At 62.1% G+C, this 23,163-nt stretch carries 28 protein-coding genes; 1 reads left to right on the top strand and 27 read right to left on the bottom strand.

Annotated elements, in window-relative coordinates; all coding sequences use genetic code 11:
- Positions 1-403 precede the first annotated feature (403 nt).
- Positions 404-529: a hypothetical protein gene (locus tag ACMGFL_RS01225; RefSeq protein ID WP_436933707.1), complete on the top strand. Its 126-nt coding sequence runs from the start codon at positions 404-406 to the stop codon at positions 527-529.
- A 228-nt stretch (positions 530-757) separates the two neighbouring features.
- Here the strand turns inward: ACMGFL_RS01225 and ACMGFL_RS01220 are convergent, their stop codons facing one another.
- The 27 genes from ACMGFL_RS01220 to ACMGFL_RS01090 form a co-directional block, all read right to left on the bottom strand.
- Complete coding sequence (locus ACMGFL_RS01220) at positions 758-1,324, bottom strand: hypothetical protein (RefSeq protein ID WP_436933706.1); 567 nt, start codon at positions 1,322-1,324, stop codon at positions 758-760.
- A 139-nt stretch (positions 1,325-1,463) separates the two neighbouring features.
- Entirely contained in the window at positions 1,464-1,727 is a 264-nt protein-coding gene (locus ACMGFL_RS01215; RefSeq protein WP_436933705.1) for a hypothetical protein, read from the bottom strand.
- A complete protein-coding gene (locus ACMGFL_RS01210) occupies positions 1,724-2,611 on the bottom strand; it encodes a hypothetical protein (RefSeq protein ID WP_436933704.1) in 888 nt (295 codons plus the stop codon). The genes ACMGFL_RS01215 and ACMGFL_RS01210 overlap by 4 nt, the downstream gene beginning before the upstream one ends.
- Positions 2,608-3,207 (bottom strand): hypothetical protein, encoded by a 600-nt coding sequence (locus ACMGFL_RS01205; protein ID WP_436933703.1) that lies wholly within the window; start codon positions 3,205-3,207, stop codon positions 2,608-2,610. Before ACMGFL_RS01205 ends, ACMGFL_RS01210 begins: the two co-directional genes overlap by 4 nt.
- A gap of 4 nt (positions 3,208-3,211) precedes the next feature.
- On the bottom strand, positions 3,212-3,793 hold the full coding sequence (locus ACMGFL_RS01200) for a hypothetical protein (RefSeq protein ID WP_436933702.1): 582 nt from the start codon (positions 3,791-3,793) through the stop codon (positions 3,212-3,214).
- 21 nt (positions 3,794-3,814) lie between these two features.
- Positions 3,815-4,207 (bottom strand): hypothetical protein, encoded by a 393-nt coding sequence (locus ACMGFL_RS01195; protein ID WP_436933701.1) that lies wholly within the window; start codon positions 4,205-4,207, stop codon positions 3,815-3,817.
- Entirely contained in the window at positions 4,204-5,640 is a 1,437-nt protein-coding gene (locus ACMGFL_RS01190; RefSeq protein ID WP_436933700.1) for a hypothetical protein, read from the bottom strand. The genes ACMGFL_RS01195 and ACMGFL_RS01190 overlap by 4 nt, the downstream gene beginning before the upstream one ends.
- On the bottom strand, positions 5,637-7,730 hold the full coding sequence (locus ACMGFL_RS01185) for a hypothetical protein (protein WP_436933699.1): 2,094 nt from the start codon (positions 7,728-7,730) through the stop codon (positions 5,637-5,639). Before ACMGFL_RS01185 ends, ACMGFL_RS01190 begins: the two co-directional genes overlap by 4 nt.
- 315 nt (positions 7,731-8,045) lie before the next feature.
- Positions 8,046-8,267, bottom strand: coding sequence for a hypothetical protein (locus ACMGFL_RS01180; protein ID WP_436933698.1), 222 nt, complete (start codon positions 8,265-8,267; stop codon positions 8,046-8,048).
- A gap of 23 nt (positions 8,268-8,290) precedes the next feature.
- Entirely contained in the window at positions 8,291-8,770 is a 480-nt protein-coding gene (locus ACMGFL_RS01175) for a hypothetical protein (RefSeq protein ID WP_436933697.1), read from the bottom strand.
- A 3-nt stretch (positions 8,771-8,773) separates the two neighbouring features.
- Positions 8,774-10,303 (bottom strand): hypothetical protein, encoded by a 1,530-nt coding sequence (locus tag ACMGFL_RS01170; RefSeq protein ID WP_436933696.1) that lies wholly within the window; start codon positions 10,301-10,303, stop codon positions 8,774-8,776.
- On the bottom strand, positions 10,300-10,476 hold the full coding sequence (locus ACMGFL_RS01165; protein ID WP_436933695.1) for a hypothetical protein: 177 nt from the start codon (positions 10,474-10,476) through the stop codon (positions 10,300-10,302). Before ACMGFL_RS01165 ends, ACMGFL_RS01170 begins: the two co-directional genes overlap by 4 nt.
- Before the next feature lie 45 nt (positions 10,477-10,521).
- Positions 10,522-11,055 (bottom strand): hypothetical protein, encoded by a 534-nt coding sequence (locus ACMGFL_RS01160; protein ID WP_436933694.1) that lies wholly within the window; start codon positions 11,053-11,055, stop codon positions 10,522-10,524.
- Positions 11,052-11,447 carry a hypothetical protein gene (locus tag ACMGFL_RS01155; RefSeq protein WP_436933693.1) on the bottom strand — a complete coding sequence of 132 codons (396 nt, stop codon included), beginning with the start codon at positions 11,445-11,447 and terminating at the stop codon, positions 11,052-11,054. Before ACMGFL_RS01155 ends, ACMGFL_RS01160 begins: the two co-directional genes overlap by 4 nt.
- Positions 11,444-11,905 (bottom strand): HK97-gp10 family putative phage morphogenesis protein, encoded by a 462-nt coding sequence (locus ACMGFL_RS01150; RefSeq protein ID WP_436933692.1) that lies wholly within the window; start codon positions 11,903-11,905, stop codon positions 11,444-11,446. The genes ACMGFL_RS01155 and ACMGFL_RS01150 overlap by 4 nt, the downstream gene beginning before the upstream one ends.
- Complete coding sequence (locus tag ACMGFL_RS01145) at positions 11,905-12,276, bottom strand: hypothetical protein (RefSeq protein ID WP_436933691.1); 372 nt, start codon at positions 12,274-12,276, stop codon at positions 11,905-11,907. Before ACMGFL_RS01145 ends, ACMGFL_RS01150 begins: the two co-directional genes overlap by 1 nt.
- Before the next feature lie 17 nt (positions 12,277-12,293).
- Entirely contained in the window at positions 12,294-12,716 is a 423-nt protein-coding gene (locus tag ACMGFL_RS01140) for a hypothetical protein (RefSeq protein ID WP_436933690.1), read from the bottom strand.
- Positions 12,717-12,726: 10 nt separating this feature from the next.
- The gene (locus ACMGFL_RS01135) at positions 12,727-13,875 is read right to left on the bottom strand and encodes a major capsid protein (RefSeq protein ID WP_436933689.1); all 1,149 of its coding nucleotides are present in this window, start codon (positions 13,873-13,875) and stop codon (positions 12,727-12,729) included.
- A 2-nt stretch (positions 13,876-13,877) separates the two neighbouring features.
- The gene (locus ACMGFL_RS01130) at positions 13,878-14,384 is read right to left on the bottom strand and encodes a hypothetical protein (RefSeq protein WP_436933688.1); all 507 of its coding nucleotides are present in this window, start codon (positions 14,382-14,384) and stop codon (positions 13,878-13,880) included.
- Entirely contained in the window at positions 14,384-16,189 is a 1,806-nt protein-coding gene (locus tag ACMGFL_RS01125; protein ID WP_436933687.1) for a hypothetical protein, read from the bottom strand. Before ACMGFL_RS01125 ends, ACMGFL_RS01130 begins: the two co-directional genes overlap by 1 nt.
- A gap of 4 nt (positions 16,190-16,193) precedes the next feature.
- Positions 16,194-17,132: a phage minor head protein gene (locus ACMGFL_RS01120; protein ID WP_436933686.1), complete on the bottom strand. Its 939-nt coding sequence runs from the start codon at positions 17,130-17,132 to the stop codon at positions 16,194-16,196.
- 4 nt (positions 17,133-17,136) lie between these two features.
- The gene (locus ACMGFL_RS01115; RefSeq protein ID WP_436933685.1) at positions 17,137-19,113 is read right to left on the bottom strand and encodes an anti-CBASS protein Acb1 family protein; all 1,977 of its coding nucleotides are present in this window, start codon (positions 19,111-19,113) and stop codon (positions 17,137-17,139) included.
- A gap of 3 nt (positions 19,114-19,116) precedes the next feature.
- Entirely contained in the window at positions 19,117-19,569 is a 453-nt protein-coding gene (locus tag ACMGFL_RS01110) for a hypothetical protein (protein ID WP_436933684.1), read from the bottom strand.
- Positions 19,530-20,351, bottom strand: coding sequence for a hypothetical protein (locus ACMGFL_RS01105; RefSeq protein ID WP_436933683.1), 822 nt, complete (start codon positions 20,349-20,351; stop codon positions 19,530-19,532). Before ACMGFL_RS01105 ends, ACMGFL_RS01110 begins: the two co-directional genes overlap by 40 nt.
- A 117-nt stretch (positions 20,352-20,468) precedes the next feature.
- The gene (locus ACMGFL_RS01100; RefSeq protein ID WP_436933682.1) at positions 20,469-22,082 is read right to left on the bottom strand and encodes a hypothetical protein; all 1,614 of its coding nucleotides are present in this window, start codon (positions 22,080-22,082) and stop codon (positions 20,469-20,471) included.
- Entirely contained in the window at positions 22,079-22,468 is a 390-nt protein-coding gene (locus tag ACMGFL_RS01095) for a hypothetical protein (protein ID WP_436933681.1), read from the bottom strand. Before ACMGFL_RS01095 ends, ACMGFL_RS01100 begins: the two co-directional genes overlap by 4 nt.
- On the bottom strand, positions 22,468-23,163 hold the full coding sequence (locus ACMGFL_RS01090; RefSeq protein ID WP_436933680.1) for a hypothetical protein: 696 nt from the start codon (positions 23,161-23,163) through the stop codon (positions 22,468-22,470). The genes ACMGFL_RS01095 and ACMGFL_RS01090 overlap by 1 nt, the downstream gene beginning before the upstream one ends.

The raw sequence follows: 23,163 nt of genomic DNA, 5'->3' as shown, positions 1-23,163 counted from the left end.
ACTGGATAAACCCAGTGAGTAGCCATTCTACCATGGCGCGATTCTGTCAGGCCCCGATTTCACAAAAATGTTTGGTCAGATCACATCTGACTCCATTCCACTCTGCGACGGACAGCTTTGAAGGCACTCGCGTCGAGAACCACCATAGGTGGTGACCAACCCAGGACCCTCATGCTCGGCGCTGCTGACACTCGTGGTTGTCAGCGCTGTCCTGGAAGGACTTGACCTCGTTTAGCTCGTAGAAATGGGAGCCGGTTGGGGGTCTGAAACTGAACAGATAGGGGGATGGCACCGGCTCCATTCGATGGTACTTCGCCGACGAGTATAATGCCTGTGGCTGCGCTCCCGGAAACCCGGAAGCCACCCGGGTAGCCTTTTCTTACCCCCGCCCGACAGCCATCGTATGGCACGATGTCCAGAGTGCGGCACGGAAAACCCAGCGACCGTCCAGCATATCGACACTCCGACCGAGAGCTATCAGCTGCTCGTCTGTGAGACGTGTGACGTCATCCTCGGTGGGAGCGTGTGACAGCGCTGCCGCTGGTTGTTGTGGGGAACCAAATTGAGGAAGAGCGGTAACTAGGAAGAGAACCTACGGGAGCGATGGCCTCAGACGCTCCCAAGGCCCCAACCTATTTGGGAGGCCGCCAATTGCCCATTTGTTATCAAAAAGTATAAAATGAAAGGATAGTTCAGTGCTCAGACGGCTATCGAAATGAGTATTTGACCCACTATCAGGTGACGGATCCCACGGTAGTCAGTCCTCAAAAATGTCGATGCCAGCCGACTGGAGCGCGTCGGCGACGATCTCGTGGGGGTCGCCCGACACCTGTTGGTCACCGCCGACGTGTGCGTCGGGGTCGGTCACGCTGGGCTCGTAGTGGCCCAAGACATCGTACCCGTCACCGTCGGCCGCGGGGAAGATGTGGACGTCCTGCTGCCAGCCAGCCCCAGCGCTGTCGCGATACACAACCGAGAGTCCGTACTGCCGTCGGCCGTCAGGGTGCGTCCGGAACTTAACCGTCGAGAGCGGGTTCCAGCGCAGTCCGGCATCCCACAGCGCTCGCAGGAGTGCCAAGAGCCCGACGTCGACGGTCGCGATGTACTCGTCGCGACGCTCGGAGACGTCAGTCAGAAGTCGCCGACCGATGGGTGGCCGCCGGACGACCGGGTCGAGCAGTCGCCACAGCGCACGTCGAAGTCGGTCGAGTGCAATCGCACGCCGTGGGCCGACGTCCCGCAGCGCGAGCACGAGGGCCAGCAGCACGGCGCCGAGAATCGATACGAGTCGGGGGTCGTTGAGGATGGTCTCTGCGAGGGTCATGGTCAGCCCGGGACAGCCGACAGCTGCGGCTGCCCGGAACGTGTCAGAACGGACTGGTTCTCAAGCACCAAAGCGGTCAGTCGCGGTCAGGACTGGTCGTAGAAACATCCCGCGTTTGGATATGGTCAGTTGGGCCCGCTTACTGGTCGACTTCGCGCGTCTGGATGTGGGTCGCGGGAACGGCGTCGATGATCGCCTGCTCGGTGCTGTCGGAGAGATCGGACATGTCAAGACTGTCGATCCGAACCTCCGTCCGGCCTGCAGACGAGACTATCATCAGATCCCTGCGATTAATTTCCGAGGTAGATGCCGAAACCGAAAATCCAACTCCTCCGTCTGACGGGAGCAGTTGGCCATCGACGGCCGCCCCGGACACGTCGGCCCTGAATTCGAGACAGATCATGGCCGCCACCCCACTTCCAAATAGTCACAAAAGGCCCTGTGAGCTGGGTCAGCACTTTTGTATGCCCACCCGAACACTCGCTGCGACTCAAAGTCGGGAATGGCTGCTAAGTCAGCATCTGGGGAATCTCCTTTCCGGGGGTCGCTATCAATATAGAATCCGGTGTGCCCGGCCGACAAATAGATCCCATCAATATCTATGAGCACGGTATAGCTGTGTAGCTGGTTGTCCATCGTAGGGTAATTGACCGCCCCATCAGCATCTGTGCCGTTACTGTCAACCCTCACGTTTCCGGCTGTCTGGTCGCCCTGGGCAGGAGCAAAGAGGGCTACATTAGTGGCAGTCACATCGTCCGAGAGAGATTCTTCGAACATACCCACGAAAACCTGATCAGAAAAATCACTAATTGATCTATCGATCCCCAGCGTGGCCTTGATGAGGAGCGCCCCGACAGACCGTTTTTGTGCCCAATCGCTGTCCTTGCCAGAACCACCAGACGTAATCAGCCCCGTGTCTCCAACGGCCGTAGAGCGCGCCTCTGCTTGGTATCTGTTGAAAGTCGGGACTGCTCCACTCCCGGAGACAGTAAGTACCGTCTCTTCAGCTTCTTTCACCGGGCCACGATACCCCCACATCCACCGCCCGTCACTCTCGTCCGCGCCGTCCGCGAGTTCAGACTGACTACTCCCTGCGTTCGACACCTTATCGTCGAGATTGTCTTCAACACGCTGGACAGTCTGAACTTTGACCCACGAACTGCCGTCATAGGCCTTCGCCACGGGCGGACTATTCGTCGTATCGAGCCACCAGTCTCCCGATTGACCGCCGCTGGGTGTACTACTCCCTACGAACTGAAAGTCTTGTCCAACTGGTACGAGTGTCATGTTCCGTCCTCCACGTAAATACGGTCCTCGTCTTGCACGTACACCTGGGTCCCCTCGGGCAGCGTCGTCGACACGTCCCCAAGCGTCGGGTAGACGGGGAGAGTCAGTTCATCGGCTGCACTGACCGCTCCGAAGTCGCCGCTATCAGCCTGGACGGTCGGTCCGAGTGCCCGGAGATCCGACGTGCCGGTTACTCCCGAGCCGTCCGTATCGATGGTCCAAATCTCCGTTTTCGGATCGTTCGATCCGAAGTCGCTGGCGGGGCCGATGATGACGGTGTCTCTGACACCGTCCTGCCAGCCGACGTAGAGCGTCGTCGTCGCCGACGCTGGCAGCGTCACGGTCGTCGTCGTGTCTCGGGCGAGGTACGCCCCTCGGACCAGTGCCTCGCCAGTGTCGATCGTCACGTCGAGCGACGACGCGGAGTGAGACTCGTCGAAAGCGTTCAGCGCGCCGGTCGCCAATTCCCCTTCAGAGTCTGCGACGAGACGTTCAGCGCTGGGCTGCACCCAGTCTCCTGAGCCGTACCGACGAGCGACGCTCATCTCCCGGCTCCGGTACTTCCGGCCGAACGAAACATGGACTTTGTCAGTCATCGTATTACGCGTCCTCCGCGGTCAGGTCGACGTCGATCGTGACTGTCGAGTCGGCATCCTTCTGGATGGGGCTGATGAGCGCGTGGTTCAGCAGCGTCCCGCCGCTGCTGGCCGTTGTCAGCCCGACCTCCGCGAGCGTGTTCCCGTTCAACTGCGACGAGTCGATGAACACGGAGGACTTGAGCGTCGACGCGACGTCGATGGAATCGGTGATACTCACGACGCCGACCTGGTTGTTGAGGCTCGTGTCGCCGGTCGACGGCTGTGTCCCGTCGTCGCTCCCGACCGCCAGATGCGACGCGTCGATGTCGACCGTCTGATCGGGGTGGAGGTCGTCGATGGCGTACTCGTGGAGCCCGACACAGGTCACGTTCGAGACGTGGTCAGTCTCGCGGGGCGGGACGCCACGAGTCCGTTCGAGTTTCTCCTCGCGGTCGAGATCGTCCCACTCGGGATATCGAGCGCGGAGTTCGTCGAGGTCGTGGACGCGGACGTAGACGTTCGCTGTCCAGCCGACCTCGCTGATGATATGGCGATACCACGGTCTGAGCTGGCGCTGGAGCCAGCCGATGACTGTCTGTATCATGGTGTACTGATATGCTGATGGCTACCCGACGCGGTCGTCACCGTCGGCGACGGACTCGTCAGCGACGAACTCGCCGCCAGTCTCGACGGTCGTCGTGACCGTGTCATCGAACCCGACCTGCTCGTCGACGAGCCGGTCCTGGAGGCGCGCGGCGACGGCGTCCCGAAGCCCCAGCTGCTCGTCGACGATGACGTCCTGCAGCCGAGCCGTGACATCGTCACCAAACCCGAGTTGCGCCTCAACGAGTCGGTCCTGCAGCCGGGCGTCGATCGCGTCGGAGAATCCAAGTTGCTCGTCAACCTGCCGGATGATCCGCAAGATGCCCTCAGAACGGCGGCCAGACTTGAGTCGCTCGACGTCCTCTTTGATCGAACGGAGACGCTTAACCGCATCACGCAGCGGGTCATCAGTCATAGGCTACTTGCCTCCTGAAGTGTCAAATCGGTCGTCAGTCGTGCCGCGTCATAGCTCGTCGCCCGCTCGGTGACGATATACGCGCCGTCGACCGGCGCGCCCTGCCAGTCGGTCGCCGTCGTGTCAACGACATCGCCAGGTGTGAGTCGGTGCGCCCGCAGGCTCTCGGCTTCCCCGCTGATCTGCCAGGCTGGCCTCGTCGCATGGCGGAGTCGCGAGGTCGCTTTATCCTGGACAGCCTGGAACGTCCCCAGCGAGTCGTCGGTGATCCGCTCGTCCCGCCGACGGTACTCATCCGCTGCGCCGGAATCGCGCGCTCGCGTCAGGAGCGGGTACGGGTAGCTGGCCGTGTAGGTCATGTTGCCCGATCCGTCGGTGCCAACGTCGTGGCCGGTCGAGCCAGTGGCCTCGACGATCAACCAGGGATTCTCGTCCGGCGGGAGCGTGTGATCGGGCAAGATGAACGTCGTCAGCCCGTCACTGTCGAGAAAGTCTGACGCGAGTTCTTTGGTTGCGATGTCGCTGGTGCGATCATTAATCGCGATGGGCGCGCCACCGTCGTCAGCCTGCAGTCGGACGACCAGTTTGTCCGATGATCCCGAATCGCGCTGCGTGTAGACCTCGACACGGTCTACCTCGGATTTGCGGGTGTTGATCCGAGTCGTGAGTCGGTCTGTCTCGGTGACACGCGTCGTCGTCGACTGTGTGGTTTGCTCGTCGTCAACCGCGTAGTCCGTGCCACCGTCGACGCGGACGAGTGTGATGAGGTCGTCATCCGACCCGCTGATCGAGATCTCGTTGCGGAAGTCACCGGGCGTGAGTGGGTGCTTAACGCTGATCTCCGACAGCGGCTCGAAGACGAGACTGGTGCCGTCCTGCGCGACGACCGCGTCGGCGATCGGCGCGAGGTCCTCGACGATGACTGATCGGAGGTCGCGGCCATTAAGAAACAGATCGGTGGTCTGAGCGACCGTCGCGATCTGCGACCGATCGATTTCTGGAGCGTCAGTCACGAGTAGGCGGTCGAGGATCGCGGTGTCGGAGCCCGCGATCTGCCGATCCTCGAAATCGTTGTAGGCCTGTCGCCACGAGAGCGTCGCGAAGACAAAATCCCGCGCCGGAATCTCGATTTGTCGGCGGCGCGCACCCTCCAGCGTGTAGGTCGGCGGTTTGGCGATAGCCGTCCAGCGCCGAGACAGGCCGCCACCGCCAGCGAGTGCGACGTCGAACTCCAATCGATCGCCGGTAGTCAACCCGAGGTCGTCGTAGGTACCGTCAGTATTGTCGATCGTGATTGACCCCTGGTCAATCTCGCCCTGCGCGCGTTCGCTGATATCGACTGACTGGATGCCAGTGTTAGATATCGTCGCGAACGCCGTGTTCTCCTGGGGCTTGTATGCCCGCAGCTCGACGTCAGTGACAGTGCGCGTCATATGTCGTAGGCGTCGAGTTCATCCCGGAGGCCACGGGCTGCGGCCCGCCCCTCGGCGCGGCTGGACGCTTCGATGCGCTCGATGTGGATCGTAGTTCCTTCGATCGGCGCTGGGCCGCGGTCGTCGACTTGCGCCGCAGGGACGACGCGCTCGCCAGCGTGGACGTTTAGCAACCCGCCCGTGTCGATGTAGCCACCCGTCTCAGCACCTTCCAGCGTGTCGATCGGTACCCCAGGGATGTTGACCGAACCACCACCATAGGGACCGATCTGTGGGAATCTGACCTCGTTGGGTACCCCAGGGACTTTGCCAGCTGGCCCTGTGTCGATTATGTTGCCTCCATACGGTCCGATCTGTGGGACGCCGATAGAGTTAGGCAAGAAGTTATTAACTGATCGAATTGCGGTATTGATCCCGCTGCGGATCTTATTCTTGATGCCTGTTGCGATACCAGTGATTGAGTCAATGACTTCGTCAACGATCGCGCCTCCGACGTCGCCCAAAACACTTCCCATATTGTTGACGAGCCAGTCTCCTGCATCAGAGATCTCGTCTTTCAATACAGAGTTGCCAACGAGTCCGGCGAAGAGTCCTTTTACCCCCTCGATAATCGAATTGACGATCGACGCACCGACTGCGCGGAAAAGCTGCGGGGAGTTGCTGACGAGCCACGTCGCTGCATCAGCCAGCATGTCCCAAATCTCGCTGTTTTTCCCACGCAGGGGATTCGTGAAGTCGACGAGAGCTCCGCGGATTGCATTCCCGACGCCTTCCGCGGCAGCACCGAGGAGTTTTGGCGCGGTGGTACTGAGGAAGACATCCGCTTGATCGACCGTTTCGCTCAGGACTCCCGAAGATCCATTCGGCCCGACGAGGATGTTTGAGAGAGTATCGACGCTATCAACTGACGCGCTTACGACGGCACCAAAGGCTTCCTCGACTGCCGTCGTTCCCTCAGACTGGAGCCAGTTCTGCGCATCCGACACAGCGGTATCAGCCACAGCGGTGAGTCCGCCACTGCCACCAGAGCCAACCAGCGTTGTCTCGATACTCTCGAAGGCACTATCGGCCGCTGAGGTGAGTGAATCAAACCCGCTACTCCATTTGCCACGAGATAGTTGCAAGATACCGTCGCTCGCGCTGCTCAGAGATTCCTGTAGGTCGCCGATGCTTGCCTGGGTCGTCTCGTTTTCGTTGACGAATGTCGTCAACGCGGTCGACGCATCGCCGAGCGCCGACTGGGCTGTGTCAGCTGTCGACGTCAAGGCGTCACGGACCGACTCGTATTTCGTCATATCCTGGACCAACCTATTCGTTTTCGTGCGGATGTTGCCGATATTCTCGGTCCAAGCAAACCCAAGGCTACCCACTGCAGCTGTCACCAGTCCGAGTATCGGGTTGATTCCTGTGAGTCGTGTCGCTACAGACCCAAGTACAGGTGCAACCAGCGACGCTTTCGCTGCGGTTGATTGCTGGGCACTGGAGAGGTTGTTGAACTTTCCAGCCACGTCAGCGACCTTCGATCCAGCCACTTCCAGCGCAGGGACGACGTCCTCGAGAACTGTTAGCCCGAACTGGTTGATCTTCGGGATAGCCGTTGTCGCCGCACCAGCCAAATCCGGGACCAGTTCAACTATTCTGTCAGTTGTGTCGGCCATCTCTTCCATGATCGGCACAGCATTATCAGCGAGATAGCTCCCGAAGCGACGGACGGCTGGGAGCGCGTCGCGCCCCATATCCATCATCTGAGCGACTATCCTCGGGATAACGTCGAAAGCCGCCTGTCCGGCATCGCGGAGTGCTGCAGCGAACGGGCTGAGTGGACCGATCGCTCGCTCGATCCGACGGATGAATGCTGGCAGCGCATCAATTGCATCGCCGATAAGCGGCGTGAATTCCGAGCCAAGTGTCATCGCCGTCTCGTGGAGCTGAGCGCGCGCGGGCTCAAGTTCATGAGATAGGCCCCCCATCGCGGTCTCCACACCTTCAGTACTGTCGGCAACCTCCTCGCCGTAAGCGACCATCCCCGTCCCGATCACAGCGGCTAAACCAGTAGCGACCCCGCCAGCAGCGGTCGCGAGTCCACCCATCGTGGCCGTCAGTGGGACGGCCGTCGCCGACAGCGTCGCCAGCGCCGGGATGAGCGACGCCGAAGTCGCCAAGGCGAGGCCGGATGTGGTCGCAGACGTCGTGGAGATCGTTGCACCGAGTGCACCGACAGACGTCGCGGTCGTCGTTGACTTGTCGCCAAGCCGTTCAACGCTGCGAGCCGCACCACGAGACTGGTCATCCAGTTCGTCAGTCCGGTTGATCGCGAGCTGGAGGCTGCTGACGTAGTCTCCAGCGTCTGCCGATACCTCGGCATGCATCGGGTTTCCTACCATTATTGAAAAGTGTCGAGTTGGCTATTCGAAGCCGAGATCGTCGAGCATCTCCTGGCGGCTCTGCTCCTGTCCACGACGGATCTTCCGGCGTTGCTTGTCAGCGCTGCCGCCATCACCACCCGCGAGTTGCTCGGGGTACTCACGGCGGAGATAGCCCAACTGGAGACGGGCGAGTTCCTGTTGCGTGTACTGTGCCCGAGTCATATTGTCGAGGCCGCAGTCAGCGTGAAGGAACGCGTCCATCTCGGCGATCAAGTCCGTCTTGTCTACTCCGCCTGTGCCGCCGTGTCCGCTGCCGTCTCCACGGTCTCTGCTGAGGGTTGTGCCGTCTCCGTGCCCTCCTCTCCGTTTCCCTGAGCGACATCCTTCGCTGCTTCGTTGAGTTTATCGACGAACTCGTCAGTGTCTTCAGCGTCGAAGATCTTCGCCAGGATGACCCCAGTGTAAGCGTCAGTGATGGCTGGACGGAGATCCTCGTACGACTCTGCGCCCTGGAAGTCCGACGGTTCGTAGCCAGCGAACTCCTCGAGCAGATCGAGGACGAGATCCTCAGCGAGTTCGGCACCATCGTCATCTGCGAGTCGTTCCCGCCACTCGTTTTGCTGTCCTGTCGTCGGCGGGATGACCTTCAGTTCGACAGTCTCTCCATGGACCTCCGTCGTTTCCGTGACGGGGAGTAGTTCGCCGTCGCCGTTTCGCTGATGTGCCAGGTCTGTGATCGACCGTGGCTGATCGTTGTCACTCATGAGTTAGGCCTGTGAGAACTGGATCATCGGCTGGCCGCTCGGTTCGAACGTCTCGGACATGCTCGCGACGGCCTGGTCAGCCGAGACCGACCGCGTCGCGGAGTCCGTCGGGACTGCGTTCGGAAAGACGACCAGCCCGCCGGAGAGCTCGTGTTCGAGGTTGTGCTGTTCTTTCTGCAGTGACTCCAGCATCGAGTTGTGCGAGACGTATTCTCCGCCGATGTCAGCGTCGACAGACACAGCCCGGTTGCCTTCGTCCACTGCCGGGAGTCGCGTGGAGTGGAGCGAACTCGTCTCGGTATTGTTCTCAACTGACCAGCCAGCGCTGTTGACGCGTGGCCGGACCGCACTACCGGACGGCCGCTCGAACCGGTCGCCGACGAAGTGCTCGAAGGATGTCCCGATCTCGCTGGCGTGCGAGCCCGTCCCAGTTGCAGGAACGCCGCGGTCACCGTCAACGGCCTGACTGTCGTCGCTGTAGGTCAGGCCGCCCTCGATCTCGCACACGACTGTCGATGAACTCGATCCCTCGATGGTGATCTCACCCTCAGGGTTATCGTCGATGAAGACGGCGTCGATGTTCTGGAACGACGTCGATCCGGTGCCGCCCATCGAGATGTCTTCACTGGTGCCGTCGTCAGCTTCGACGGTGACCGTCAGGCCTGAATCCGCGCTGGACTCTGTGCTGGAGACGGAGAGCGTCTCCGCAGACGAGAGCTGATGGATGAGATACGACCGGACTTTGACCGGCTGTGTCTCCATACTCCACAAGATCGGTTGCTCGCTACTGGGGTCCAGATCAGGTTCGTTCGTATCCGGGACGGCACCACGCACGACCGTGTACTCGCGGACGCCAGCATCGTCGTTGCCGCCGGGATACTTCCGGCGATAGACGATGCACAGCGACCCCGGGAGTCGATTGTGCTGATCCCGGACGAGACCGTAGCCCGACGGATCGTTCGGGACGACAGCTTCAGTCGTGCCCTGCGAGTCAGTCGTTCCGAGCGCCGTCCCAGCGCTGCCGCTGTTGTCGATCGAGACGGTGATCGTGCCGGACAGGCTACTGCCGACCTCGACGCGCTGGATGGTCGCGAACGTCGTTGATCCCGAGATAAACGTCGTCCCGTCACTGCCGTCAGTCGTGATCGTCTCTGACGTGCCGTCGTGCGCGTAGATCGTGACTGGGATGTCCGTATCGCCCGCATCAGACGATGCGATACCGACCGCAGAGGCCGAGTCGACGATCTCCGGGCTCTCGAAGTTAACGGTGACCGGGAAGCGTTGAAGGTCGTACTCGATGCTCGCCGACGGCTCTTCTGTGCCCCGGTTGTGATCGAGTGCATCCGGCGTCCCGAGCGCATCCTGCCGGCCGAGGCTCGCGCCCGGTTCGAATTCAGCGTCGCGGACTGCGTCGCTGAAGTACTGCCAGTCAGGATCTGTCGGGAAGACGCCACGGGACGGTTCGACTGCCCATTCGAGACGACCGGGCAGCAGCCCAGTCTCAGGCGTGCTGTCGTCACTTGCGGGACTCATTCGCTATCGCCCTCCGTGTCTGTTGGTTCGAAGTCTCCGGAGGGGTGTTCGAGCAGCTGCTCGCCAGCCTCCTCCGAGACCCGGACTTTTCCGTTTGTCGTGACCTCGCGCTTCTCCGTCATCCCGTATTGGGGATAGAAGATCGCCTCGAGGTCGTCGTTGAGTACGTTCATGTACATGATTCGTGCGCCGGGTTGCGGCCCCGGCTGGCCGGTGTGCTACGGAATCCGCTGCCAGCTGTAGACGACGATACACTGCTCGATCCGCACGGTCGGTGTCGCCTCGAAGTCGTCCGGAGCGTCCGCGCCGCGGTAACCCCCCAGCGGTGAGATCTCCGTCTGATGCGCCTCGGCGTTCGCGAGGCAGACGTCTTCGACCTCGTCGATCAGCGTGTTCACGAGCGTGTCCGCGTCGACGGCGTCGTGTGTCGCCGAGTCGCCCGTGTACGTTGTACCTTCCTCAGCCCGGGCGGTCGCCAAGAGTTGCCCCTGTCGGTCCTGCCCGGGGCCGTCCGGTGCGAGGAAGTTGTAGCTCGTGCTCCCGGGCGTGGTCTCGTTCGTCCGCTGGATCGTCAGCGATGGGTACGCCTCGCCGACGTCGTCGAGTGAGTTCCCGACCGGGATGAACGCGTCCGCCTGTGGGTCGCCCTCCTGGACGTCGTAGCCGACGGCAGTACTCGGCTCCCAGTCAGGCAGGAGCGCATCGTCGATGAACACCTGCTCGGCGGGCCCGGACAGTCGCGTCTTCGTCATACTTCGACGACCTCCAGCACAGTCAGACCGTTGTGTTTGTCGACGTGCGTCGATACCTCGTACCGGATGCCAGTCGCCGTGTCACGGATGTGCGCCGGAGCATCACTCTCCTCGCCCCAGCCAGTCCACTGCTGGCCGGTGTCATCGCGAACACGTACCTCAGCGTCGATCTCGGCGGTCGTCCCCGAGCGTTGTCTGTCTTCGTCAGCGCTCGGCGAGTCGACACGTGCATCGTAGGTGGCGTCAGGCGAGCCCGGGAAGTCAGGATACGAGACGTCGAAGCCATCGCCCTGCGAGTACGACACCGCGGGCTCGAACACTTCGATAGTGGTGTTGTGGAGTTCGGTGGAGTGAACACGCCGAAGCGCGTTCTGGAGCCGATCCCGAGTCATGCTGTGGCTTCCTCCTCGAAGTCAGCCGGATCCAGGTCGACATCTGCCCGGGACGCCACGTCACCACGTGTCTTGAGTTCAGCCGTCGAATCGACAGCCTGCACAGATGCACGTAGCGCGCCCGTATCGATCAATCCCTTCTCCGTGATGATCTCCTTCACACGGCGTTCGAGAGCGAACGCGATCGTCTCGACGAGTTCGTCAGCCGAGTCGATCGTCCGGAGTGATTTCCCGGTGTTGTCGGCGACAAACGACTCCAGGTCACGCTGAGCTTCGACAAGTGCGGGCCTGAAAAACGGCTTCGCATCCATCTTGCTCGTCCCAAACTCGAGATAAATCGAGTACTCAACGGCAGTCCCGACCTGCATCGTCTTTGAATCCATCCAGTCGCGACGCTCCTCTTTGAGCGCCTCCAGCTGGGCGCGGACGCCGCTGATGTCGAAGCCGAAGTCGCTCATCAGTCGTTGATCCCCTTCGCGTCTGGAACGTTGACCGAGGGCGCAGGCTTGTCACTCGTCGCGAGTTTGCCCGTCGGGTCGAGCGTGACGGCCATCTGACCGTACGTCGAGCCCGAGAGACCCTCGCCAGTCTCGCCCTCGAAGGACACGTTGCCGCCGCCTTCACCGGCGGATGAGACTTGACGCTCCGGGCCTGTCGCGACGAGGTGTGCGGTCAGCTGCGTGACCACGTCGTCGCGAACGTCAGCGTCGACGGTATTGCCGCTGGTTAGGTTGTCGTACATCCGACCGGCCGCCTCGATGAACGGCGACAGGTCGGCGATCTCTGTCGACCCGAGCACCTGCTCGACGTCGTCGTGTTCAACTGTCATGGAGCGTGAAAACGGTGTTACTCGTCCGCGAGGTCGCCAAGGCGGTTCTCGACCGCCTCACGAACACCGACACGATCGTCGGCGCTTGCTTCAGTCGACCCGATGGCGAAGACCGCTGCAGGGTCGTCGATGTCAGCGAGCTTCTCCTCGACCTCACCGACGGTGTGCTCCGAGGGAGAGAACGGGAGTGTTCCGCTTTCGCCGAACACATCGTCTTCGAGACTCTCGGGCACCTCGATGTCCACGTCTGCCGACTCGACGTCTTCTTCTGCCTCGGTCTCGTCGTCGCCATCCGCTTCGTCTTCGATCTCCTCGACGTCGTGTGGGTGCGCTGCAGCGATACGCTCGGCAACGCCGTCTGGAATCTCGTCGCCGGGTTCGATGACGCGATCGTTGGCGTGATCTCGGTAGGCGTGTGTGCCTGTCCAGCGGTAGGACATCTCAGATCACCTACGCGACCCCGTCGTAGTCGACGACACCGAGGATGTCGTCGTAGGTGCTTCGGAAGAACGGCACGCGGCTGGAGAGTGCCTTGTACCGGGTCGCCATCGGGCCGGGCTCCCAGGAGAGGTTGGTCGGGCCCTGCGCGTTGACCACGCTCATGACGCGGCTGTCGCGCACGACCATGACGACCTCACTCTCCGGGATGAACGGCGTTTCTCGGAGCGTGACGTACGGATGATCCTGCTGGATGCGCTGTCGGATGGACATGTTGCCATCGCCGCGCGGGTCGGATTTGTCCAGCGTGCTGTTGTGCGCCTGGTTGTAGTACAGGTACACGCCTCGCGAGCGCGGCATCAGGTTGCGTTCGTCGTTCGCGCCGACAGTCTCCAGGTCAGACACCATCTTCTCGATGGTGTCTTGCGGCGCTTCGAGGTTCGACGTCGAACCATCGCCCCACGTGTCCGGTGCCGAGCCCGTGATTCGAGCGTCGGTGTTGAGGTAGCCGTCGACGCCGAACGTCTGCCCATTCGGCCCTTCGACTTCGAGACCCCAGCCGTTGGCCATGATGTCGTCTTCCTTCTCGCGGATCAGACGACCGGCCTCCTCGGCGAGTTTTGCTTCCTTGTCCGAGCCCATGTTCTCCGACTGAGCCTGGTCGCGGGCTCCGATCGAGTAGTCGACGTGGATGATCGGCTGGGCGATGCCGACCGGAACGGTCGCAGTATCGTCCTCGTCGCCCTTGGCCTGGCCATCCATAGAGACGGACGCTTCCTGCTGCATCTGGCTCTCGGCCTGTTCGGTGTAGATGGTGAACGACAGGTCAGAGCCGACGGTGTCGATCCCCATCGCGTCGTCGAGCAGCGTCAGCTCGACTTCGACCTCTTCGATGATCTCGTCCGAGCGGTTGACCCACTCGTCGTAGTCGTACAGCTGTGCGTTCGCCCGGACGCTCGTGCCGTCGTCAGGCCGAGGGTTGAGATACCCCTTGATGAACGCGCCGTCGAGCGTGTTCCAGAAGTCCGGGCCTTTTACTGAGTTGGCACGGATCTGCTTGCGTGCCTTCTCGCGAGCGTTCGCAGTCGGCCCGAACAGGGCCTGTCGATGCAGCTGCGTCGGCGGTTCCAGATTGTCTGCTGTTCCGATGTTGGTCTCCATTGTCAGAGCACCTCCACAGTGAGGCGGGCTCGTTCACCCGCTGCCGCACCGCTGTTGTCGTTCGCTTCCCGTGCGACGGCGACGGCCGCACCGCCCGTCGTCGTGATCTTCAGCGACCCGTCGTCGTTGGTGCCGAGCCGATCGCCCGGCGAGACGTTGGCGTCACTCGCGGACGCCAGGTCGGTACCAGATGCGAGGAGCGCGTTCTGCACTCTCTCGCCAGCCGTGAACACACGCACCTCGACGAGCGTCCCGCTGGAGATCGTCTGGTCGATCGGATCCGTGTCCGACGTGTCTTCCTGCGGCGGCGTCGACGGTACCATCGCGAACTGTGCCTGCGGGCCCAGCTGGTCGACCGTCGAGACGGCATCGTAGATCGGTTCGTCGTTGGCGTTCGTGCCCGTCTGAACGACGATTTCGCCTGGCGTGAGAGCGCTACCTGCTTCGCCCTCCTTGTAGCGCGCTTCGTCGTAGGTTCGCCCGGCGATCTCAGTGATTGACTTCGACATCAGAGATCACCTCCGATGCTACCGTCACTGTACTCGTCGAGGTCGTCGCCACCACTCGCGTTCGCGGTCGCACGGTCAGCCGCGCCGGTCGATCCGGGCAGCGTTCCGTTGCTCGACAGTCCTGCTTCGATGTCCTCGAGGACACCCTCCGGCGTCTCCATCAGCGTCTCCTTGTCTTCGGAGTCGTACTCCGCAGAGTTGGCGATGATGCGCTCGACGCGCTCTTCCTTCTCGCTCTGCTGCTGGGCGTTCGCGACCGCCTCGCTGACGTCGCCCTCGGTGACGAACCCTTGCTGTTCGAGGCCGTCAGCCAGTTCGTCGATCGTCATGTCAGCGAGCGTCTGCCCGCTACCGCTGGTTGTTTCGTCGTCCTCTTCCTCTCCGCCGTCGCCTTCCTCGTTGGCGACGACATGCTCGTGTGTCGACTGAAGGCACTGGTCACCCATGCCCTCCAGCGACTCACGCTTGATGTTGCTGTTCGCCGTGATCTCGTTGATGAGTTTGTCTCGTTCCATAGTCGATCCCGGCATGTCTGCCGGGTCAGAACTGCCTCTGGCAGAGGGTCGGATGACACCGTAGCCACCCTTCTCTCCAGAACCATCCACAGGGGATTCCGCCCCCATCGTTTCGTTCGATGCAGTCAGCCCGAGCGTCGACGCAAACCAGTCCCGCATCTTCGACAGTGCGTTCGACGTCGGCTCGCCATCCTCGGTCGACCCGAAGAGGTCGTCAGGCGCTTCCTCAAGCATCTCGTTGACCCACTCAGACACGTCGTCGGCGACGTTCTGACCGAGGCCCTCTACGCCGCCACGGCCACCCGAGAGTGCCGCGTCGATCGCGACCAGGGCTCGAGTGTTGACCGGGGCGTCGGGCGCTGTCCGAAACGGCAGTTTCCAGTTGATTTTCGCGTCCCGGGACTCCTCGTCGGTCGGATGGACAGCGTGGGTCGCATCGAGGAGGTCTCCGGCGTCGTTGTCTTCGCTGGGGTTCGGCAGACTGGCGATCGCGTCACTGCCGTCCCACTCGTCGTCTGTCCACTCGTCGACATCGTCGGGGCCGATATCGGTCAGCGCGTAGTTGACCGCGTTCGCGCTCGTGTCGCGACCGGAAGAGCTCGCTCCGGTGGGGTCATCACTCGCGTTCGCGACCGGTGCCCGAACCATCTCGGCGTTGGCCGTCGCCTGCTGCGGCTGGAACCCACAGCCATCTTCGAGCGAGCAGACGCCGTCCTTGTTCGGCAGGATCGCGATGCTGTCTGCGTTCGCGATCGCCTCGGCCTCCTCGCGGTACTCGCCGTCGTACGTCCCCGACGGGAGTGGCTGCGGGAAGTACTGCGAAGAGACGTCGAACGACTCGCCATCCTCGAGTGCGTCGAGGAGCGCTGACGCCGCGTCGGCATCCTCCCGAGAAACGGCCTCGCCGTTCGCTATCGCCTCCAGCCGATCGGCGTTGTGGGCGAGGTCAGCCGAGACTGACCCGTCGCCGTTCCTGGTCGGATTCTCCGCATGGCCGATGACCTTTCGTCGACGAACCTCGTCGCTCGCGTTGGCGGCGATGTAAAAGCCGTCGTAGTCCGGGTCGTACCACGGACGGTCAGGCAGGTTCTTCGGATGGTTGATCGTCAGCGGTTGTTCGTCCCACGCCAGCGTCGAGTTCGCGACCGACTGTTCGGGCACGTACCCGCCAGCGAGTTCCATCGGACGGATGAAGGGGACGTCCTTCGCGACCAGATAGCGATCGCCGTCGATCGTTCGTTCCTCTACCTGGTCGGGGTCGACGCTGTTCGCGATGAGTGTGTAGTGCATGGTATCAGGCTCCTGAAAGTACCGTTCCGGGCACGCGCTCCGAGAGTGGCGACGTCGGCGGCTCACCACCAACACTGGGGAGGATCACGCAGCGGCCATTCGGGTGCGATGGCGGGGCCAGCCGGTAAATCTGGCCGCGCCACTCGACCGTTCCGGAGCGCATCTCGTCGATGGTCAGCTCGGCCCCGGACAGTCGCCGACAGAACGCGCAGGTGTCGTCATCCTGCGTTGCCTGCCACTCGCCGTGGGAGACGACGTCAACACCAGCACGCTCGTAGTTCCGCAGCGTCGATTCCGTGTGTGCGTTGATCGTCTCCGTACGAGCGAGTGTCTCTGCCCGCATGTGCTGAATGTCGCGCACCTCAGCAGTGATCTCCCGAGCCATCTTTCGCGGGTTCCAGCCCTGTGCGAACCCACGCGTGACGGTGTCGCGAACCTGCGGGGCTGCCTCTTCGGTGACCGTTTCGAGGTTCTCGTAGGTGCGAGTGTAGAGATCTCGCAACGTCTGCTCGAAGATCGGCCGCGTCGGGATCTGGTCATCCGGGATGTTCTCGAGCGAGACGCCCTGCTGGAAGAGGAGCCCCGTCGACTGGTTGACGCCGCGGACGACAGCCGCACGAATGTATGCTGCCGTCCAGTGCTGACCGTCAGCGACCTCTCCCCGGTCAAGCGGATCGAGCACCTCATCACGAAGCGCCTGTGTCAGCCAGCTTGTGAACTGCTCGATCTTGCCGCTATCTGTCGGGAAGTCAAACGATTCCCGTTCCTCAGCGTTGGCCGAGAGTCCGAATGCGTCGTTCTCGTAGCCGACTGTTCGGCGAACGAGTCCGCGGACGCGTTTCCAGCGCCGGTGCATCTCGCGGAGAAACTGCTCCTCAACGACAGTCGACGTCGCCCGGCCTCGGCGGTTTGCCGTGACCTGGTCGTGCTGGATTGTGCTCATGATGTCACTCTGCCCAGCCGCCGCGCCATTGCTCCGTGCCGAGTACCTCGTCTTTCATCGCCGCGCAGAACTCGTTAGCCCGACCAGGACTCATCCCGGACGACACCATCTCACCCTTGCAGCAGGCCCCGCCACAATCGAACTGAGCGCCCATCGACGCCCATGCGTCCAGCAGGATCACACGCGACGGCGTCTCGCTCTTGCGCCATGACGGCGGCATCGACCAGTCGTTGGCCGTGATATCCGCACCGAGGATGTCCATCCACGCGGCGAGGGCGCCTGCTGAACTGTTCGCTGTCGCGAGCTCATCACCCGGATCTCCGATGTCAGTCTCAGGCCCTTCCGTTGCCTGGATATCGCTGGCGCGGTAGAAGTCGACCGTCGCCTCGTCGAGCATGATCACCGCGTAGACTGGGGAGTCGCTGCTGGCCTCCATACCATCGACAGTTCCGTCCTGGACGGCGTCATCGATGAGTCCTTTTCCATCGGGCGTATCAACCCAGTCACCAGCTTCGTAGCGGGTGTCGTTCCCGACGATGTCGTCGAACACCTCCTGGACACGAGGATCATCCTCGTCGACGTTTCCTGCAGTTTCTCCGTCCTCGCGCTCGGAAAACTCGCCCGTCTCGACGAACTCCTCAGCACGCTCTCCTCGCAGTGCTGGAACTGCGGTCTGCAGGTTGGTGATGACCTCGGCGCGCGTCGACATGACCTCAGCCTCTTCCTGCTCGGACATCTCGGCCAGATCCGGCCAGATGATGTCGTACCAGTCGCCTTCGAAGTCAGGGAGAACCTCATCCTCCAGATGGTGGTCGATGATCGCCCGAGCGATGTACGGCTCGGCGTACTGTCGCTGCCGTTCGGCGATCATGCCGAGGTACTGCTCCTCGTCTTTTTCGGCGCTGGCCAACTCGCCCAGTGACGCGCCCTCAAGGACGCGCTGTGGAATGCCCGTCTGCGTCGAAAGCGCCCGGACGTTGTTGTCGACGATCCCCGAGGGATCCTTTACCTCGCCGCCGAGGCGGTTGACGTCCGCGCCGGTCGTCCGCAAGAAGGGCTGAAGGCCATGGTACCAGTCTTGGAGATCACTCTCCATCATGTCGAGCGCGTCGCCAGACGTGTCCACCTTGTCCGGGTCGAGGTTGACGTTCAGCCCGTAGTCCGCAGCGCGGTAGGAGAGTTCCGCCGTCGATCCGAGAGCCTTCTCGATGTCGAGGATGTTGTTGAGTACCGGTTCCTGGCGTGGCCGGGCGCGCGTTTCGTCGTCGTCCAGGACTCGTGCGGGGACGTCGACGACCCGGGAGTGGTGGATAGTGAGGGTCGTGTTCTCCTCGTCCTGCGACCCGGCGTCGGCGTCGTCGCCGAGGTCGATCTGATATTCGACTGGTTTTCCCCAGCGGTCACTCCCCGCCTTGCCCCACTCGATATCCTCGATCATCGGCTCCGGGTAGACGCGGTAACCGTTGATCATGTCGAGTCCGGTGGTGTTCTCGACACCGGTGAACTCGTCTTCGAAGTCCTCGGGACTGTTCGTGTCCGCGTAGTCGATTACCAACAGTCCATGGCGACCGACGCCAGCCATCCGATCCACACGATGGGCGTAGTGCCAGAGATCGTGCTCGCGGTCGAGTTTCGTGATAGCCCGCTCGAAGTCGGTCGGATCACGCTGGGCATCCTCCTCTTGGTCGGCTCGATCGCGGATTTCAGGGGCGTGTTTCCACGTTGTCTTCGGCTTCTGGGCGACGACAGCGTACGCGTACGCGTTCCGAAGGTACAGCGCGTAGTAGTTGTCAGCGTCCCAGTCAGCGTTGTTGCCGCGATTCGGCCAGCCGAAGGTTTCGTACCAGTCACGAGCGTCGTGCCCGGAGTCGCCGAGCTCGTTCGCGAGCGAGTACCGAAGACCGTCAATAACAGCGTTTGCTCGGAGCGCAACCTCCCCAGCTGTCTTTGGGCTCTCGCCGTTCTGTGTGTTGCTACTCATGAGTTAGAACCTCTGTCTGAAGTCCGGTGTGACGCGGTTGATCGACGCGCCAGCCTGGGCGATAAGAGCGATATATTTTAGCTCGCTCACCTTTTCCTGCATCTGCTCTGTTTCCTTGCCACCAGGCGTGTTGCCCTGGCCACCATCAGCGTTCGCGACATCAATCTGCCTGCCGCGAGGAATGGTCTTTCCTTCTGGTGAAAATGTCGAGATAGTCACAGTGCCGCTGTCGTATTCACCGACATTCGCTGAGTCTCCTTGCTCAACACCTTCGATGGCTGTCTCGTCGGGATTCTGGTTCCCTGGAGCGATCCACTCGGAGTCTGCTGGTAGTCCAGACAGAAACTCTGGAAGAACCTCGCGGACCTCAACACGACAGTCCCCGCTGCCAGCCTGGATGTCGAGAGCGTTGATCGTTACAGCAACTTCTTTGTATCCATCCTTGATCCGATACACCCCGATGACCTGGAACGAGCCAGAGTCAATAGCCGAGTTGACGGTAACATCCCGAATCGTCGTTTCCTTCGTCCGGGACGGATCTCCACTGACGCGCGATTGTAGAAGTGAAGCGGCCCGACGCGAACCGTATATGCCGATGACCGACCACTATCAGCAGTGACTCGAACAGAGTTCGGTAGGTTGTACTGAGCCAGGAGCGGATCCTCGATGATACCGACGGTCGAACACTCGACGTAGTGCGACCGGGCGTCCTGGTCGCGTATCTTGAGGAATTGCGTATTGTCGCCCGCGCCGTAGAGGTCGAACTCCTGCCGCTTGACCGAAAACTTTGCCAGGTCGTATTTGAAATCCTCATCAGCGAAGGGGTCAAAGTCCCAGTCTCCAGCCTCGAGACTGTTAGAGACCACCTCGTTGCCGTTCTTGTAAATCGTGTGACTGACATCGTCGGGCTCGAAGATCAGCGGAAATCCATCTTCGTTGTTCTCACGAAGTACGGCATATCCCGTTGCCAGCTCGATCCCGTCAGGAACATACTGCCCGTCCGGTCCAGTGTCGTCGACCTCGCTCGCGACGGCTGCTGTAGAGTCAAATCCCGGAATGTACGCGTTGCGATCCTTACCCCGGACGATCCACGTCTCCCCGGGCTGGACGTCGATCTCGTACAGTGGCGGGGCGTGCGTGACCAGCGAGTCGATCTGGTCGCGGTTCAGAACCTCGCCGTCGCGGATGAATATGTAGCGGTCGTTCGGTGGAAACGTCGACGAGGACGCTTCTTGCAACTCGATTCCGTTTGCTCGCAGTTCGTTCCAGGACGTTCCTGCATTCAGAAGTGCGGCTGCTGTATCCCGCTCTGCGCTCCCCGTTCCGATGTAGTCATCTGGTGTTGGCATGAAGAATTACCACGTAGGTGACGGCTTCTCGTCCTGCTCGGGGTCGACCTGGTCGATCCAGATCGCCATCAGCGCCGCGTCGAGGTAGTCCGGCGAGTGGCCGAGTTCCTCCTTGATGGCGTCCTTCGAGGTCGCCTGGTAGACCTCGGCCCCATTCTGGCCGCGACTGTCGAGCGTTCGCTCGGAGTACTGGATGACGCGGGCCGCCGCGAGCGCTTCCTTCCGGAGCTGCGTGCTGGCGATGCTGCCGCCCTCGTCGAGGAACTCGCCGAGATGGTGCAGCGCCTCCGCCCACTTGTCTTTCCAACGCGTCATCGCGACCGGCTTCGTCCCGTTCTGGAAGCTGTGGACGTTCGGACAGCGGTCGTTGACGTAGTCGTGAAAGCCAGGCGCGTAGCCCTTGTCGACCGCAACGTCGGGCGAAGGCCACTCGCTTAGTCCCGGCGTCGAATCCGTCCCGTCGACGACCTCGGGTTTCTGGTGCTCGTGATTGTCGCCCTGCTCGGCGTAGTGGACGCGCAACTCCATGTCGTGAACGCCGATCATCACGGTGGTGTCGGTCGTCCGGGCGACGTCAATCCCGACAGCCTGCGGCGTCTCGCGAACGCGCCCGGGCTGCCGGTCGTAGGCCGCGCGGACTGCGGCCGGGGCGAGTGGCCGGAGGATGCTGGCACTCCCCGGTGGGATGATCCCGGCGCGGCGGCGATACCAGAGCGAGTGCAGGTCGTCGCGGAACTCGTCGTTCGGTGGGTCTTCGGGGACGATCGCGCTGGACTCGTCGACGCCATACCACGGGTCTGACCAGCGGATCGCTTGCTCCAGGCCCGGCCAGTCCTCGTCGTGGTACTCCCGCCAGTCCTGTTTGAGTTTGTACGTCGTCGCGAGCCCGCCGATCTCCTCGGCGTCGTCGTCCTCGAGGCCGCGGTCGATGCGGACGTTGTGCGAATCCCACGTCGGAAACTGGAGATGGTGCCACTGGTCGCTCTCGATGAGCTGGTGGACGACGTTGCCTTGCTCTTCCGGTGGGTTCGCGATGACGAGGACCCGGTCGTCTTCGTCGGTCGCCGTCGAGCGGACGGAGTCGATGTGCTCGGCGGAGACACCGGGTTTGTCGGCCTCTTCGACGATGTAGATGACGTGGTCGTTGTGCGGGCCCTCCAGGTCGTCGGGGTACCGGGGACTGACGCACTCGAAGAACCACTCATCATCGAGGCCGGTCCGGATCTCGCGGTCGCCGTCCATCGTCCGCCCGCCGAACATCGCCGGGAGCGGGCTGTCCCGATACAGCGACCGCGCGGGCTTCCAGATGTTCGTCTTCAGCGTTCCCGACGTCCCGGCCGTGACGTTGACGATCGTGTCCGGGTTGCAGTGGAGTGCGGCGACGCCGCCCGCCGCAGCGATGTAGGACTTCCCGAGGCCGTTCGCCGCAGCGACAACGACCTGGTCGTGCTCGTGGAGCGCCGCGAGGATCTGATCCTGCGCGTACGTCCGCTGGAGGTCGAGCAGATCCGCGATGAACCGAGCATACCGATCCGGGCCCGTCGACGGCGCGTACTGCGCCATGACCTTCCGGATCGTGTCGACGTCCAGATCGGCCTGTGAGCTCGTTGTCGTACTCATGTGTTCAGGGCCTCCAGGACTTGCTCCGTTCGAGCGCTCGGTTCGTAACCGGTGATGAACGCACGTCGTCGGGCCACGTCCCACGGGACGCCGTCACCGTCCGACGGGTCGGCGAGCGACAGGTCGACGACTATCTCGCCGTCGCGAAGGAACCAGTGCGTGCCCTCGTAGCGCTCGTCGACGTCGTCCCACGAGAGACAGTAGATGTCCAGCCCGCTGTCCTGGCCGCCCTGCAGGTGGAAGTACGCCTCGGAAAGGACGTAACAGGACTCGCGAACCGGGTTATCACACTCCCGATAGTCCTTGTGTCTGACCTCGGGATGGTCGCGAACGTACTCGCGGATCCGTCGCGCTGTCTTGTCCGGCTCAACGACGATGTCGGGCATTACTGGAGTACCTCCCGAAGCGCGTCGGCGACGTCTTCCCGTGCAGCCGCCTGCTGACTGTCCGGATCCTCGAGGAGGCCAAGGTCTTTCAGCCACATCCGGCGGTCGTTCGAGAGTTTCTTCTGGGCCGCCAGCACGACCGACTCCCGATAGCGTCGTTGCGTCTCGGTCGCGCCGTCGCCGATCGGGACGATCTCCGTCTCCTCGTCGACGAGCGGATGCCCACTCTCCAGGCCGTCCGGTTTCTCGTCAGCCCAGCGGTCGAGTCCGATGTCTTTTGCGTGCGTGACGGCCACCCGGAACAGCTCGGCCTCGATCCCGAGTGGTAACTCGCCGTGGAGCTGCTCGTATTTCTCGTAGTAGTCCGCGAAGACGTCGTCGACGAACTCCCGCATCGCGTCGTCGAGGATGTTCTGGTAATACGAGTTCTCGTCAGCATACGCGCCGTGCGTGACGGCGTTCGTGTTGTCTTCTGGCGCTCCCGAGTCTTCGCGAGCGCCGCCTTCTGCACACCCGCCGTGATGTTTACATCGACCCTCGCCGACGTGGTCAGTCCCACGCCCAGGAGTCGATCGACAGTACCCCACGAACTCGCCGGATTTTGACCGGCGGCCCATGCAGTGATCGTCAGTCGGATCCTGCTTGGGAACCTCAGAGATGGGCTCGCCGAGGAGTTCCTGTTCATCGACGTCCAT

Origin of the sequence: Halovenus marina (genome assembly GCF_051414115.1) — an archaeon.
GTDB classification, from domain to species: Archaea; Halobacteriota; Halobacteria; order Halobacteriales; family Haloarculaceae; genus Halovenus; species Halovenus marina.
Note: the sequence above shows the minus strand (reverse complement) of the source record. Positions and strands in the feature narration are given on the sequence as shown.

Excerpts from the sequence above, each read along its gene's own strand:
- ACMGFL_RS01095 (WP_436933681.1), bottom strand. The coding sequence starts at position 22,468 with ATGCCCGACATCGTCGTTGAGCCGGACAAGACAGCGCGACGGATCCGC.
- ACMGFL_RS01210 (WP_436933704.1), bottom strand. The coding sequence starts at position 2,611 with ATGACACTCGTACCAGTTGGACAAGACTTTCAGTTCGTAGGGAGTAGT.
- ACMGFL_RS01140 (WP_436933690.1), bottom strand. The coding sequence starts at position 12,716 with ATGTCCTACCGCTGGACAGGCACACACGCCTACCGAGATCACGCCAAC.
- ACMGFL_RS01220 (WP_436933706.1), bottom strand. The coding sequence starts at position 1,324 with ATGACCCTCGCAGAGACCATCCTCAACGACCCCCGACTCGTATCGATT.
- ACMGFL_RS01120 (WP_436933686.1), bottom strand. The coding sequence starts at position 17,132 with ATGAGCACAATCCAGCACGACCAGGTCACGGCAAACCGCCGAGGCCGG.
- ACMGFL_RS01165 (WP_436933695.1), bottom strand. The coding sequence starts at position 10,476 with ATGAACGTACTCAACGACGACCTCGAGGCGATCTTCTATCCCCAATAC.
- ACMGFL_RS01205 (WP_436933703.1), bottom strand. The coding sequence starts at position 3,207 with ATGACTGACAAAGTCCATGTTTCGTTCGGCCGGAAGTACCGGAGCCGG.
- ACMGFL_RS01160 (WP_436933694.1), bottom strand. The coding sequence starts at position 11,055 with ATGACGAAGACGCGACTGTCCGGGCCCGCCGAGCAGGTGTTCATCGAC.
- ACMGFL_RS01090 (WP_436933680.1), bottom strand. The coding sequence starts at position 23,163 with ATGGACGTCGATGAACAGGAACTCCTCGGCGAGCCCATCTCTGAGGTT.
- ACMGFL_RS01175 (WP_436933697.1), bottom strand. The coding sequence starts at position 8,770 with ATGAGTGACAACGATCAGCCACGGTCGATCACAGACCTGGCACATCAG.
- ACMGFL_RS01170 (WP_436933696.1), bottom strand. The coding sequence starts at position 10,303 with ATGAGTCCCGCAAGTGACGACAGCACGCCTGAGACTGGGCTGCTGCCC.
- ACMGFL_RS01100 (WP_436933682.1), bottom strand. The coding sequence starts at position 22,082 with ATGAGTACGACAACGAGCTCACAGGCCGATCTGGACGTCGACACGATC.
- ACMGFL_RS01190 (WP_436933700.1), bottom strand. The coding sequence starts at position 5,640 with ATGACGCGCACTGTCACTGACGTCGAGCTGCGGGCATACAAGCCCCAG.
- ACMGFL_RS01115 (WP_436933685.1), bottom strand. The coding sequence starts at position 19,113 with ATGAGTAGCAACACACAGAACGGCGAGAGCCCAAAGACAGCTGGGGAG.
- ACMGFL_RS01125 (WP_436933687.1), bottom strand. The coding sequence starts at position 16,189 with ATGCACTACACACTCATCGCGAACAGCGTCGACCCCGACCAGGTAGAG.
- ACMGFL_RS01145 (WP_436933691.1), bottom strand. The coding sequence starts at position 12,276 with ATGACAGTTGAACACGACGACGTCGAGCAGGTGCTCGGGTCGACAGAG.
- ACMGFL_RS01225 (WP_436933707.1), top strand. The coding sequence starts at position 404 with ATGGCACGATGTCCAGAGTGCGGCACGGAAAACCCAGCGACCGTCCAG.
- ACMGFL_RS01200 (WP_436933702.1), bottom strand. The coding sequence starts at position 3,793 with ATGATACAGACAGTCATCGGCTGGCTCCAGCGCCAGCTCAGACCGTGG.
- ACMGFL_RS01130 (WP_436933688.1), bottom strand. The coding sequence starts at position 14,384 with ATGTCGAAGTCAATCACTGAGATCGCCGGGCGAACCTACGACGAAGCG.
- ACMGFL_RS01185 (WP_436933699.1), bottom strand. The coding sequence starts at position 7,730 with ATGGGTGGACTCGCGACCGCTGCTGGCGGGGTCGCTACTGGTTTAGCC.
- ACMGFL_RS01180 (WP_436933698.1), bottom strand. The coding sequence starts at position 8,267 with ATGGACGCGTTCCTTCACGCTGACTGCGGCCTCGACAATATGACTCGG.
- ACMGFL_RS01135 (WP_436933689.1), bottom strand. The coding sequence starts at position 13,875 with ATGGAGACCAACATCGGAACAGCAGACAATCTGGAACCGCCGACGCAG.
- ACMGFL_RS01155 (WP_436933693.1), bottom strand. The coding sequence starts at position 11,447 with ATGACTCGGGATCGGCTCCAGAACGCGCTTCGGCGTGTTCACTCCACC.
- ACMGFL_RS01150 (WP_436933692.1), bottom strand. The coding sequence starts at position 11,905 with ATGAGCGACTTCGGCTTCGACATCAGCGGCGTCCGCGCCCAGCTGGAG.
- ACMGFL_RS01215 (WP_436933705.1), bottom strand. The coding sequence starts at position 1,727 with ATGATCTGTCTCGAATTCAGGGCCGACGTGTCCGGGGCGGCCGTCGAT.
- ACMGFL_RS01195 (WP_436933701.1), bottom strand. The coding sequence starts at position 4,207 with ATGACTGATGACCCGCTGCGTGATGCGGTTAAGCGTCTCCGTTCGATC.